This is a genomic window from Actinacidiphila sp. bgisy145, from assembly GCF_057708125.1.
This window is the reverse complement of the sequence record NZ_JBYIRL010000026.1, coordinates 1-12,615: the sequence shown is the minus strand read 5'-3', so window position 1 is coordinate 12,615 and position 12,615 is coordinate 1. Positions and strand designations below refer to the sequence as shown.

The 12,615-nt window shown below is 73.6% G+C and carries 14 protein-coding genes; 9 read left to right on the top strand and 5 right to left on the bottom strand.

Annotated features, from left to right (window positions below; all coding sequences use genetic code 11):
- Positions 1-147: 147 nt before the first annotated feature.
- Entirely contained in the window at positions 148-1,260 is a 1,113-nt protein-coding gene (locus AC3ERT_RS22935) for an S-adenosylmethionine:tRNA ribosyltransferase-isomerase (protein ID WP_435176488.1), read from the bottom strand.
- Positions 1,257-2,072 carry an SDR family NAD(P)-dependent oxidoreductase gene (locus AC3ERT_RS22930; RefSeq protein ID WP_435176486.1) on the bottom strand — a complete coding sequence of 272 codons (816 nt, stop codon included), beginning with the start codon at positions 2,070-2,072 and terminating at the stop codon, positions 1,257-1,259. The genes AC3ERT_RS22935 and AC3ERT_RS22930 overlap by 4 nt, the downstream gene beginning before the upstream one ends.
- A 202-nt stretch (positions 2,073-2,274) precedes the next feature.
- Here AC3ERT_RS22930 and AC3ERT_RS22925 point away from each other — a divergent pair, with 202 nt between their 5' ends.
- The 3 genes from AC3ERT_RS22925 (at position 2,275) to AC3ERT_RS22915 (ending at position 4,570) form a co-directional block, all read left to right on the top strand.
- Entirely contained in the window at positions 2,275-3,474 is a 1,200-nt protein-coding gene (locus AC3ERT_RS22925) for a GAF domain-containing sensor histidine kinase (RefSeq protein ID WP_435176484.1), read from the top strand.
- Positions 3,467-4,111 carry a response regulator gene (locus AC3ERT_RS22920; RefSeq protein WP_335973137.1) on the top strand — a complete coding sequence of 215 codons (645 nt, stop codon included), beginning with the start codon at positions 3,467-3,469 and terminating at the stop codon, positions 4,109-4,111. The genes AC3ERT_RS22925 and AC3ERT_RS22920 overlap by 8 nt, the downstream gene beginning before the upstream one ends.
- Before the next feature lie 219 nt (positions 4,112-4,330).
- A complete protein-coding gene (locus AC3ERT_RS22915; protein WP_335973134.1) occupies positions 4,331-4,570 on the top strand; it encodes a chaplin family protein in 240 nt (79 codons plus the stop codon).
- A 109-nt stretch (positions 4,571-4,679) separates the two neighbouring features.
- Here AC3ERT_RS22915 and AC3ERT_RS22910 read toward each other — a convergent pair whose 3' ends face one another.
- The gene (locus tag AC3ERT_RS22910; RefSeq protein WP_335973132.1) at positions 4,680-5,468 is read right to left on the bottom strand and encodes a hypothetical protein; all 789 of its coding nucleotides are present in this window, start codon (positions 5,466-5,468) and stop codon (positions 4,680-4,682) included.
- Positions 5,469-5,601: 133 nt separating this feature from the next.
- On the opposite strand from AC3ERT_RS22910, the gene AC3ERT_RS22905 reads away from it, so the two are divergent.
- The 4 genes from AC3ERT_RS22905 (at position 5,602) to AC3ERT_RS22890 (ending at position 8,986) form a co-directional block, all read left to right on the top strand.
- Positions 5,602-6,393, top strand: a complete 792-nt coding sequence (locus AC3ERT_RS22905; protein WP_335973131.1) for an ABC transporter ATP-binding protein — start codon at positions 5,602-5,604, stop codon at positions 6,391-6,393.
- A gap of 78 nt (positions 6,394-6,471) precedes the next feature.
- The gene (locus AC3ERT_RS22900; protein WP_335974110.1) at positions 6,472-6,882 is read left to right on the top strand and encodes an NfeD family protein; all 411 of its coding nucleotides are present in this window, start codon (positions 6,472-6,474) and stop codon (positions 6,880-6,882) included.
- A 149-nt stretch (positions 6,883-7,031) separates the two neighbouring features.
- Positions 7,032-8,051: an SPFH domain-containing protein gene (locus AC3ERT_RS22895; protein WP_335973128.1), complete on the top strand. Its 1,020-nt coding sequence runs from the start codon at positions 7,032-7,034 to the stop codon at positions 8,049-8,051.
- Between the two features lie 167 nt (positions 8,052-8,218).
- Positions 8,219-8,986, top strand: coding sequence for a sulfite exporter TauE/SafE family protein (locus AC3ERT_RS22890; protein ID WP_435129450.1), 768 nt, complete (start codon positions 8,219-8,221; stop codon positions 8,984-8,986).
- A gap of 27 nt (positions 8,987-9,013) precedes the next feature.
- Here the strand turns inward: AC3ERT_RS22890 and AC3ERT_RS22885 are convergent, their stop codons facing one another.
- Positions 9,014-9,517, bottom strand: a complete 504-nt coding sequence (locus tag AC3ERT_RS22885; RefSeq protein WP_335973122.1) for an HNH endonuclease — start codon at positions 9,515-9,517, stop codon at positions 9,014-9,016.
- A gap of 121 nt (positions 9,518-9,638) precedes the next feature.
- Positions 9,639-10,181 (bottom strand): YbhB/YbcL family Raf kinase inhibitor-like protein, encoded by a 543-nt coding sequence (locus AC3ERT_RS22880; RefSeq protein ID WP_435129446.1) that lies wholly within the window; start codon positions 10,179-10,181, stop codon positions 9,639-9,641.
- Positions 10,182-10,277: 96 nt separating this feature from the next.
- On the opposite strand from AC3ERT_RS22880, the gene AC3ERT_RS22875 reads away from it, so the two are divergent.
- Together AC3ERT_RS22875 and tyrS are read left to right on the top strand one after the other, a co-directional pair.
- The gene (locus AC3ERT_RS22875; RefSeq protein WP_335973117.1) at positions 10,278-10,916 is read left to right on the top strand and encodes a DNA-3-methyladenine glycosylase; all 639 of its coding nucleotides are present in this window, start codon (positions 10,278-10,280) and stop codon (positions 10,914-10,916) included.
- A gap of 143 nt (positions 10,917-11,059) precedes the next feature.
- Positions 11,060-12,334: a tyrosine--tRNA ligase gene (gene tyrS, locus AC3ERT_RS22870; protein ID WP_335973114.1), complete on the top strand. Its 1,275-nt coding sequence runs from the start codon at positions 11,060-11,062 to the stop codon at positions 12,332-12,334.
- Positions 12,335-12,615 lie beyond the last annotated feature (281 nt).

Genomic DNA, 12,615 nt, shown 5'->3' with positions numbered 1-12,615 from the left:
TCCGCGCGTTTGCCGCGGTGAATTCCACTAAGCGGCTTAGTATGTGACGCAGGCCCTATCGGTGAGGTCACAGGGGCGCGCCCCCTGCGTCGCGGATGGTGACGGAGGAGGCGCTTTATGTGACGCTTATTCGGGGCCCGAAGGCCCTTATGGGAGCAGCAGGTTGACGTCTCCGAACTCGTGCCAGCGGAAACGGCCGCGCAGCGCTTCCGCGTAGACCCGGGCCAGCAGGCCGTCGCCCGACAGGGCCCGCAGCATCAGCAGGTGCGACGCCTGCGGCTCGTGCAGCCCGGTCAGCAGGCCGTCCACCGCGCGCACCCCGCGCTCCGGGGTGATCACCAGGTCCGTCCAGCCGTGCGCCGCCCGCACCCGGCCGCGCCCGTCGGCCGCCGACTCCAGCGCGCGCACCGCGGTGGTGCCCACCGCCACCACCCGCCCGCCGGCCGCCCGGGCCGCGTTCACCTGCCACGCGGTGCCGGCCGGCACCGTGTACGGCTCGGGGTACGGCGGTTCGTGCGCCTCGGCGGACGCCACCCCCGTGTGCAGTTCGATCGGCGCGATCTGCACCCCCCGGCTGACCAGCGCCGTGACCAGGGGCGCGGTGAACGGCCGGCCCGCGCTCGGCATCTCGGCCGAGCCCCGCCCGTCGGCCGACGGCGTGCCGAAGACCGTCTGGTGGGCCGACAGCGGCTGGTCGCGGGCGGTGTACCCGTAGCGGATCGGCCGCCCGTGCCGCCGCAGGTGCCGCACCAGGTCGGGCACCCGCACCGATGCCACCCACAGCCGGTCGGCCGCCGGGTCCAGCGGGTGCTCCAGCACCAGCCGGCCGCCGCCTTCCAGCCGCACCTGGGCGCCGGCCGGTCCGCCCGGCCGGCGTACGGTCGTGCCGCGCCCGTCGGGGGAGCGCAGCTCGACCACCCAGCGGCCGTCGTCACGCCGGGTGGAGAAGTGCACCACGACCGGTGCGCCGCCGCCGTCGATCCAGCCGTCCAGCGCTGCGGGCAGAGTCTGCGAGGTGTTGACGACCAGTACGTCCCCGGCCCGCAGCAGTCCGGGCAGCTCGCGGAAGCCGTGGCGGGAGACCTCGCCGCTGCCCTGCCGCCCGACCAGCAGCCGTACCGCGTCGCGGCGGGGCGCGGGCGCCGCCGCCGACAGCTCCGGCGGCAGCCGCAGGTCGGCCAGCCTCCCGGCGTCCAGCCGGTCCGCCTCGTCGTCGCAGGTCGGGCAGGTGACCGGGGCCGCCGGCGCCGCCGCGCTCATCGTGCCCGCCCCGGCTCGGCGGGAGCGGCCGGCGAGGCCAGGGGGTCCGGTCCGGCCGGCGTCTGCGGACCCGCCAGCTCGGCGGCGACATAGCGGCCGCCGGGCGCCGGACCGTCGAGCAGCCGCAACAGCGCGGGCGCGACCTCTTCCGGCAGCGGGCGCTGCGCGAAGCCGGGGTCGTCCGGCACCGCGGCCGCGTACAGCGCGGTCCGCAGGTCGCCCGGGTCGACCCACCACACCCGGACCGCCGGCTCCTCCGCCGCCAGCACCGCCGACAGGTGGTCGAGCGCGGCCTTGCTCGCCCCGTAGCCGCCCCAGGCGGGGTAGGCGGCCACGGCCGCGTCCGAGCTGATGTTCAGCACCGCGCCGCCGGCCGCCCGCAGCCCCGGCAGGGCCGCCCTGATCAGGGCGAAGGGCGCGAGCACATTCGTCTCCAGGGCCGCCCGCAGCCCGTCCTCGGGGAGTTCGGCCAGCGGCAGCAGGGGTTCGGCGCCCAGGGCGCTGGCGTTGTTGACCAGCAGGTCCGGGCCCGCGCCGCCGCCCAGCTCCCGGGCGGCCGCGAGCAGCTCGGCGCGGTGCGCCGGGTGCGTCACGTCGCCGGGCACCGCCCGCACCCGGCCCGCACCCGCCGTACCTTTGTCCCCTATATATAGGGCATCGTGACTTTTGTCCGTTATGAGGTCCTGGGCGGAGGCGCGCAACGCGTCCGCGTCGCGGCCGTCCAGCACCAGATCCCAGCCGCGGCCGGCCAGCCCCTCGGCCAGCGCGCGGCCCAGCCCCCGCGACGCGCCCGTGATGATCGCCACCGGCATGGTCCCCGCCTTCCGCCACGGCCCGGCGCGGTCGCCGGACCCGTTGCCCCCACCGTAGGAACGCCGCCCCGCCCCGGGCCTCGGGCGCCCGCCGCAACCCCCGCGGGCCCTTCGCCCTACGCCGGGCCCTAGGACGAGCGGACCAGGACCGTACGTCCGGCGGCGCATACGGGGTGTCACCTGCGCCGAGTACCGTGGAGACATGTCCGGACGGGCGCCGCGAGGCGGCATCGAAGCGGTCAGCGCCGCGATCGTGGCGATGAACCGGCGGCTGGAGGTGCGCGAGGTCCTCCAGACCATCGTGGGCTCCGCCCGCGAGCTGCTCGACGCCCAGTACGCGGCGCTCGGGGTGCCCGACGACCACGGCGGGTTCGCCCAGTTCGTGGTCGACGGCGTCAGCGACGAGCAGTGGAAGGCGATCGGCCCGCTGCCCCGGCAGCACGGCGTGCTCGCCGCCATGCTCCGCGAGGCCACCCCGCAGCGCCTCGCCGACGTCCGCGACTTCGAGAGCTTCGCCGGCTGGCCGCGCGCCCACCCCGTCATGAAGGACTTCATCGGCATGCCGGTGGCCGACGGCGACGAGATCCTCGGCGCGATCTTCCTGGCGAACAAGAACGCGCCGCCCGCCAGGGACACACCACCCGCCAGGGACGTACCGCCCGCCAAGAACTGCCCGGCCGCCCCCGCGGGCTTCACCCAGGACGACGAGGACCTCCTGCGCATCCTCGCCGACCACGCCGCGATCGCCCTGACCAACGCCCGCCTGCACGAGCGCAGCCGCGAGCTGACCCTCGCCGGGGAGCGCGCCCGCATCGCCCACGAACTGCACGACGCGGTCTCCCAGAAGCTGTTCTCACTGCGGCTGACCGCCCAGGCGTCCGCCGCCCTCGTCGACACCGACCCCGCCCGCGCCAAGGAGGAGCTGCGGCAGGTCGCCGCGCTCGCCGCCGAGGCCGCCGACGAGCTGCGCGCCGTCGTCGTCGAGCTGCGCCCGGCCGCCCTGGACGACGACGGCCTCGTGGCCACCCTGCGCACCCAGGCCGACGTCCTGGACCGGGTGCACGCCGCCCGCGTGACCTTCCACGCCGACCGGATGCGCGCCCTGCCCGCACCGCAGGAAGAGGCCCTGCTGCGCGTCGCCCAGGAGGCCACCCACAACGCGCTGCGCCACGCCCACCCGCGGAGCGTCGCCGTCACCCTCGAAGGGCACGGCGGCGGGGGCGCCACCCTGCGCGTGCGCGACGACGGCCGCGGCTTCGACCCCACCGCCGTCCGCCGGGCCGGCCGCCACCTGGGGCTGGTCTCCATGCGGGACCGCGCCGACGGCGTCGGCGGCTCGCTGAGCGTGCAGTCGGAGCCCGGCCGGGGCACCGTCGTCGAGATGGAGGTGCCAGGTGGCTGACAAGGTGATCCGGGTGCTGCTCGTGGACGACCACCAGGTGGTGCGCCGCGGCCTGCGGACGTTCCTGGAGGTCCAGGGCGACATCGAGGTGGTCGGCGAGGCCGCCGACGGCGACGAGGGCGTGGCCCGCGCGCTGGAGCTGCGCCCCGACGTGATCCTGATGGACGTCAAGATGCCCGGCACCGACGGCATCGAGGCGCTGCGGCTGCTGCACGAGGCGGACAGCCCCGCCCGGGTGCTGATCGTGACCAGCTTCACCGAGAAGCGCACCGTGGTCCCTGCGCTGCGGGCCGGCGCCGCCGGATACGTCTACAAGGACGTCGACCCGGTCGCGCTCGCCGACGCCATCCGCTCGGTGCACGCCGGGCACGTCCTGCTCCAGGCGGAGGTGGCCGGCGCGCTGCTCGCCCCGGACCAGCCGGCCGGCGGCACCGGCCGCGGCAGCACGCTGACCGAGCGCGAGCGCGAGGTGCTGGGCCTGATCGCGGACGGCCGCTCCAACCGGGAGATCGCCCGCGCCCTGGTGCTCTCGGAGAAGACCGTCAAGACCCATGTGTCGAACATCCTCATGAAGCTTGACCTCGCCGACCGCACCCAGGCCGCGCTGTGGGCGGTCCGCAACGGCGTCGGCAACTGATCTGCCGTGCGAGCAGGCGCCTGACCTGGCGTGCGCGGGCACGCGGCACGCCCCCGCGGGCGCCGGTGCGCCACGCCCGTGCACCCGCGCTTGGCGGAGTGAGATTCATACTGTCGGGTGTATGTCCTCCGGAGTGCGCATCCCCAGCGGCGGCGGACCGTTCTCCATGGCGTGCCGCGGCGGATGGCCGCGGCATGTCTCGCAAGGAGGAAGTTCGAAGTGAAGAACCTGAAGAAGGCCGCGACCCTCACCCTCGTGGCGGGCGGGCTCCTCGCCGCCGGTGCCGGTGCGGCCTCGGCCGACTCGGGCGCGCAGGGTGCCGCCGTGAAGTCCCCGGGCGTCGTCTCCGGCAACCTCGTGCAGGTCCCGGTGCACGTCCCGGTCAACGTGGTCGGGAACACCGTCAACGTGATCGGCCTGCTCAACCCGGCCTTCGGCAACACCGGCGCCAACACGTGACCCCGCCTGCCGTCTGACCCCCTCCGGACGGCAACCCGCACGGGCCCCGCGGCCGACGTCACCGTACGCCGCCCGCGGGGCCCGCGCGCTGTCCCGCGACCCCCGCCCCTCAGGGCCTGCGGCGCTCGGTCTCCTCCACGTACGCGTTGTACGCCGCGACCTGCGCGCGCCGGGCGGTCCGCTCCACCGGGCGCAGCAACTCCGCACGGGCGGCGATCTGCGAGGCGCTCACCGCGCCGCCGTGCCCGTCGGACGCTATCGACACCAGCGCCGCCACCCGCTGCGCCAGCTCCAGCACCCGCACCGCGCGCGGCGGGTAGCCGGGCGCGAGCACCTCGCGCCCGCGCTCGGCCCGGGCCCGGTACGCCTCCAGCGCCGCCTGGGCGGCGGGCCCCGCGCCGGCGACGTCGAGCTGGGCGAGCGCGTCCGTGGCGTCGCGCAGCGCCTCCGCCAGCTCGCGTTCCGCCTCGCCGAGCGAGGGCACGTCGGCCGGTGGCGCGTCCCGCACCGGCAGGCACTGCCACTCCACGTCCACGTGCAGGTCGCCGACCGGCCCGGCCTCGTGGACCTCGGGCACCAGGCCGAGCGCGACCGCGCCCACGGTGAGCACCGCCTCACCGGCGGCCATCGCGCGGGCGTTGAACTCCGGGGGCCCGGTCAGCCCGAGCGGGTGCCCGGCCACCGGCAGCGCGAGCCGCAGCCCGGTGGCGCCCAGGGCGCGGAGCCGGCCCAGCGCCAGGGTCAGCCCGACCGGCGCCGGCTCGCCCGGCAGCCCGGCGACACGGTGCACCGCGTCCTCGGCCGAGATCCGCTGGGCGACGTCATCAGGGGCGGCAAGTCCGGCAAGCAGGGCATTTCCCCACGCCGTCAGCCGCCCTGAACGAGGTTCATCAAGCATGCCCCCAGCCTATGGACTGGACCGGCCGCGCGGTGGCGTAAGTTTTCCCCGGGGGTTGTTCCTTCCGGCCCGTGCCGATCCCGGCACACCGACCTGCCGAGACTGCCGAGATGCAAGGGGAGACAACGCGCTCATGAGCGATGTACTGGAGCTGGTGGACGTATCCGTGGTCCGCGACGGACGGGCTCTGGTCGAAGGGGTCTCCTGGTCGGTGGCCGAAGGGGAGCGCTGGGTCATCCTCGGCCCCAACGGCGCGGGCAAGACCACCCTGTTGAACGTCGCCTCCAGCTACCTCTACCCGAGCACCGGCACCGTGCAGATCCTCGGCGAGAAGCTCGGCAACGTCGACGTCTTCGAGCTGCGCCCCCGGATCGGGATGGCCGGGGCCGCGATGGCCGAGAAGATGCCGCGCCGCCAGACCGTCCTGGAGACGGTCCTCACCGCCGCCTACGGCATGACCGCCACCTGGAACGAGGGGTACGAACAGGTCGACGAGGACCGCGCCCGCGCCTTCCTCGACCGGCTCGGCATGACCGAGTTCCTCGACCGGAAGTTCGGCACCCTCTCCGAGGGCGAGCGCAAGCGCACCCTCATCGCCCGCGCGATGATGTCCGACCCCGAACTGCTGCTGCTCGACGAACCCGCGGCCGGCCTCGACCTCGGCGGCCGCGAGGACCTGGTCCGCCGGCTCGGCCGGCTCGCCCGCGACCCGATCGCGCCCTCCATGATCATGGTGACCCACCACGTCGAGGAGATCGCGCCCGGCTTCACCCACGTGCTGATGATCCGTCAGGGACGGGTGATCGCCGCCGGCCCCATCGACACCGAGCTGAGCTCGCGCAACCTCTCGCACTGCTTCGGACTGCCGCTCGTCGTCGAGCGCCGCGGCGACCGCTGGACCGCCGCCGGACTGCCGCTGAAGTAGCCCGCGGCACCGCCGTCCGGATCGCGCACTGCCGCAACTGCCCCGAGTACGCCTACGATTGACCCCGTGGACGCATGGGTGTGGTGGTTGGTGGCCGCAGTGGGGCTGGGCATCCCGCTGGTGATCACGGCGATGCCCGAGTTCGGCATGTTCGCGGTCGGCGCGGTCGGCGGAGCGGTCACGGCAGGCATGGGCGGCGGCATCGTCGCCCAAGTCATCGTCTTCGTCGTGGTCTCCGTGGCGCTGCTGGTCTTCGTCCGGCCGATCGCCTACCGGAACCGGCAGAGCGCCGGCCAGCGCAGCGGGGTGGACGCGCTCAAGGGCAAACGGGCCCTGGTGCTCGAACGGGTCGACGACGGCACGGGCGGACGGATCAAGCTCGCCGGTGAGATCTGGTCGGCCCGCGCCCTGGAACACGACCGCGTCTTCGACCCCGGCCAGCACGTGGACGTGGTCGAGATCGACGGCGCGACGGCCGTCGTGATGTAGATGTAGTCGCCACGCCCACCGCAGCCAACGGGCCGCCCGGCGCCGGGAATTCAAGGAACCCCGCGCACGGCACGCCTACCGTCTGCGACAATTGATCATGTTGTTGTAGTACGTGCTCCATCCGCACTCAACCCGGCGCCGGAGTGACCATGCAGCCCATCATCATCGTCCTCATCATCCTGGTGGTGCTCGTCTTCATCGCGCTGATCAGGACGGTCCAGGTCATCCCGCAGGCCAGCGCCGCCATCGTCGAGCGCTTCGGCCGCTACACCCGCACCCTCAGTGCCGGGCTGAACATCGTCGTCCCGTTCATCGACACCATCCGCAACCGGATCGACCTGCGCGAGCAGGTCGTGCCCTTCCCCCCGCAGCCGGTGATCACCCAGGACAACCTGGTGGTCAACATCGACACCGTCATCTACTACCAGGTCACCGACGCCCGGGCCGCCACCTACGAAGTCGCCAGCTACATCCAGGCGATCGAGCAGCTCACCGTCACCACGCTCCGCAACATCATCGGCGGCATGGACCTGGAGCGGACCCTCACCTCCCGCGAGGAGATCAACGCGGCGCTGCGCGGCGTCCTCGACGAGGCCACCGGCAAGTGGGGCATCCGCGTCAACCGCGTCGAGCTCAAGGCGATCGAGCCGCCCACCTCCATCCAGGACTCGATGGAGAAGCAGATGCGCGCCGACCGTGACAAGCGCGCCGCGATCCTCACCGCCGAGGGCATCCGGCAGTCCCAGATCCTCACCGCGGAGGGCGAGAAGCAGTCCTCGATCCTGCGCGCCGAAGGCGACGCGCGCTCCGCCGCGCTGCGCGCCGAGGGCGAGGCCCAGGCGATCCGCACCGTCTTCGAGTCCATCCACGCCGGCGACCCGGACCAGAAGCTGCTCGCCTACCAGTACCTCCAGATGCTGCCGAAGATCGCCGAGGGCGACGCCAACAAGCTCTGGATCATCCCCAGCGAACTCAACGACGCGCTCAAGGGCCTCGGCGGCATCGTCAACATCCCCGGCGTCACCGGCAACGGAGGCGGCGGCAACGGCGCGGGCAACGGCGGCGCTCCCGCGCCCGCCCCGGGCAGCGCGGCCGCCGCGCCCCCCGCCACCCGCCCCGCGGCCGCACCCGCACCGCGCCGCGAAGCCCCGCCCTTCGACAAGGACTGACCCGGGAGCACACCCCCGGAAGCCCCCGGAGCCCGTACTCCGGGGGCCGTCCCGGCCCGGGCGCACCGGTGTGGCATGATCGCCGCGCCCCCGACCGCCGTCCGGCACCCCCCCCGGAACCCCCGGCCGCCACGGCGCACAGGACGCGCACCGATCACGGAGGACCCATGTCACCGGCGGAAGCCGTCGCCGTGCTCGCCGCCGGAATCGGCGCGGGCACCATCAACACCATCGTCGGCTCCGGCACCCTGATCACCTTCCCCGTCCTGCTGGCCGTCGGCCTGCCGCCCGTCACCGCGAACGTCTCCAACACCCTCGGCCTGGTGCCCGGCTCGGTGGCCGGCGCCATCGGCTACCGCGGCGAACTGGCCGGCCAGCGCGGCCGGTTGCTGCGCCTGGGCGCCGTCTGCCTGGTCGGCGGCGCGATCGGCGCCGTCCTATTGGTCAACCTGCCGTCCGGCGCGTTCCACGCGATCGTGCCGGTCCTCATCGCGCTCGCCCTGGTGCTGGTGGTCCTGCAACCGCGGCTGACCCGCGCCCTCCAGGCCAGCCGGCAGCGCAGCGGGTCCGCCGCCCCCGTGCACGGCGGACCCGTCCTCCTGCTCGGACTCTTCCTCGCCAGCATCTACGGCGGGTACTTCGGAGCCGCGCAGGGGGTCATCTACATGTCCCTGATGGGGGTGCTCCTCGACGAGTCGCTCCAGCGGATCAACGGACTGAAGAACGTGCTCGCCGCGATGGTCAACGGCATCGCCGCGCTCTTCTTCGTCGTCATCGCCCACATGGACTGGGCCGCGGTCGCCCTCATCGCCGCCGGCGCCACCATCGGCGGGCTGATCGGCGCCCGGGTCGGACGCCGCCTCCCGCCGATGGCACTGCGCGGCCTCATCGTCGCCGTCGGCATCGCGGCGATCGTCCAGCTCCTGCTGAAGTAGCCCGCGCCGGGCCGCGCCCGGGCCGCCTCACGCCGGCAGCGCCAGCCACTCCGGCAGGTCCGTACGGTCCCGCGCCCCCAGCGCCAGCAGCAGCGCGTCGGCCGGTGTCGGCTCGAACGGCCGCACCAGCAGCCGCATCCCCGCCTGCTCCGGCGTACGGTCCGCCTTGCGCTGGTTGTCCTCGCTGCACGCCGCCACCGTGTTCAGCCAGGTGTCGCCGCCCCCGCGCGACCGCGGCTGCACATGGTCCACGGTCGTCGCCCGCCGCCCGCAGTACGCGCAGCGGTGCCGGTCGCGTACCAGCACACCGCGCCGCGACCACGGCGCCCGTTGTCGGAACGGCACCCGCACATACCGGCACAGCCTGATCACCTGCGGCATCGGCACGTCCACCCGCGCCGCGCGCACCCGAAGACCGGGATGGGCCTGCTCGACAACGGCCTTGTCCTGCATCACCAGCACGACCGCACGCCGCAGCGACACCGTCGACAGCGGCTCGAAACTCGCATTCAGCACCAGCGTCTCACGCATGTCCGCCCACCTCCCGGGGTCCTTCAGGTGGCACCACTGTGACCCCCGGCGCCGTACCGGACAACGGAGTTTCCGGCCGCGTACAGGGGCCACCGGCCCCGGGAGAGCAGGCGGGGCGGTCTCAGCCGGCGTCGGCCGGCACCTCGTGGACACCGATCAGCTGCGCCCGCGCCAGCGCGTGGAAGCGGAGGTTGAAGCCCACCACCGCCGGCGTCGCGTCCGCGTCAGGACCCAGCTTCTCCGTGTCCACCGCGTACACCGTGAACACATAGCGGTGCGGGCCGTCCCCGGGCGGCGGCGCGGCACCGCCGAAGTCCCGGGTCCCGTAGTCGTTGCGCACCTGCACCGCGCCCGCGGGCAGCCCGGCGAAGTCCCCCGACCCCGCACCCGCGGGCAGCTCCGTCACCGACACCGGGATGTCGAACACCGACCAGTGCCAGAAGCCGCTGCCGGTCGGCGCGTCCGGGTCGTAGCAGGACACCGCGAAGCTCTTCGTCTCCGCCGGGAAACCCTCCCACCGCAGGTGCGGCGAACGGTTGCCGGCCGCGAACACCTGGTCGTCCTTGAGCGCCGCACCCGGCGCCACATCGTCACTGACCACCGTGAACGCCGGCACCGGCGGGTGGAAGTCATGGGGGAGCGGCCGTCGCGCTTGCTCGGTCACCTCGACACCTCCTGTTGGGAACGGACTGGTCCGAGCCTATGGCCTGCCCGACCGATCCCCGCGGCACCCACCCGCCGTCGACTACGCTCCTGCCTCGTGAGCACGCCATCGACCCGGACCCCGCTGGAGCGCGCCTTCTTCGACCGGCCCGTCCTGGAGATCGCTCCCGACCTGCTCGGCCGCACCCTGGTGCGCAGCACCGACGACGGCCCGATCGAACTGCGGCTCACCGAGGTCGAGGCGTACGACGGCCCCAACGACCCCGGCTCCCACGCCTACCGCGGCCGCACCGAGCGCAACGCCGTGATGTTCGGCCCGCCCGGCCACACCTACGTCTACTTCACCTACGGCATGTGGCACTGCCTGAACCTGGTCTGCGGCCCGCCCGGCACCGCCAGCGGGGTGCTGCTGCGCGCCGGCCGGATCACCGCCGGCACCGACCTCGCCCGCCCCCGCCGCCCCACCTCCCGCAAGGACGCCGACCTCGCCCAGGGCCCGGCCCGGCTCGCCACCGCACTCGGCGTCGACCGCGGCCTCAACGGCGCCGACGCCTGCGCCGCCGACGGCGGTCCCTTCCGCGTCCTGACCGGCACCCCGCCCGCCCCCGACGCCGTCCGCAGCGGCCCCCGCACCGGGGTCGGCGGCGACGGCGCCGCACACCCCTGGCGCTACTGGATCGACGGCGACCCCACCGTCAGCCCCTACCGCCCGCACACCCCGCGCAAGCGCGGATAATCGAATCGCCGCCACACCCAGACCTCAGGCACGCTGGTACCAGGAAGCCAGGCACCCTGGCGGCAGGCCCACCAGGCGCCCCGGCGCCCGGGCAGGCCGGTGCCGGACCGAGCAGGCCGCAGACCCAAGGAGACACGGACACCGTGACGGACATCGTCGACGAGCTGCGGTGGCGGGGCGTACTCGCCCAGACCACCGACGAGGAAGCCCTGCGCAAGGCGCTCGCGGACGGTCCCCTCACCCTGTATTGCGGCTTCGACCCCACCGCGCGCAGCCTGCACGTCGGCCACCTCACCCAGATCCTGACCCTGCGCCGCTTCCAGCTCGCCGGCCACCGGCCGATCGCCCTCGTGGGGGGCGCCACCGGACTGATCGGCGACCCGAAGCCCAGCGCCGAGCGGGTACTCAACGACGTGGAGACCGTCCAGCAGTGGGTCGCCGCGCTCCGCGGCCAGCTCGCCGCGTTCCTCGACTTCGACACCGCCGGCCCCACCCAGGCGGTGATGGCCAATAACTACGAGTGGACCGAGGGCATCTCCGCCCTGGCGCTGCTGCGCGACTACGGCAAGCACTTCAGCGTCAACCAGATGCTCGCCCGCGAGACGGTGAAGACCCGCCTCGACGGCGAGGGCATGAGCTACACCGAGTTCAGCTACGTCATCCTCCAGTCGCTGGACTACCTGGAGCTGTACCGGACGTACGGCTGCACGCTCCAGATCGGCGGCAGCGACCAGTGGGGCAACATCACCGCCGGCCTCGACCTGATCCGCCGGGTCGAGGGCAACGCACCGCACGGCCCCGCGCACGCCCTCACCCAGGTGCTGCTCACCAAGGCCGACGGAACCAAGTTCGGCAAGACCGAGGGCGGGGCCGTCTGGCTCGACCCCGAACTGACCACGCCCTACGCCTTCTACCAGTTCTGGCTGAACGCTGACGACCGCGACATCTCCCGCTACCTGCGCACCTTCAGCTTCCGCTCCCGCGCGCAGATCGAGGAACTGGAGCAGGCGAGCGCCGAGCGGCCGCAGGCCCGGGCGGCACAGCGGGCGCTGGCCGAGGAGCTGACCGAGCTGGTGCACGGCGCCGAGCAGTGCGCGGCCGTCATCGCCGCTTCCAAGGCACTTTTCGGCCAGGGTGAGCTGGCGGACCTCGACGAGGGCACCCTCGCCGCGGCCCTGAGCGAGCTGCCGCACGCCAAGGTGAGCGAACTGGCGCCGGTCGCCGACCTGTTGGCGCTGGTCGAGCTGGCCCCGAGCAAGTCCGCCGCCCGCCGCACCATCAAGGAGGGCGGCGCCTACCTGAACAACGCCAAGGTCGTGGGGGAGGACGCGGTACCTGCCCGGAGCGACCTGATCCACGGCCGCTGGCTGGTCCTGCGCCGGGGCAAGCGCAACCTCGGGGCGGTCGAACTGGCCTGACACGGCCGGAAATCCACGTTTGGGCGGCGGCCGAGCTTGACTCGGCCGCCGCGCCTGCGTAACGTAGTCCGAGTCGCTGAAACGGCGGGCCTGGTTCACACAAGGCTCCGCGGGACGAGCGGCCACCCACTACCTACGTCCTCCCGATCATCGGGTTGGCTTTTGGTGCGCCAAAATCCAATTCGGGGAAGCCGATTATGAATCGGTCCGGGAATGGGGTACGGTAGTGAACACGAAGGGAAAGCCCGGAGGGAAAAACCGGAAACGGTCGGACCGAAGGA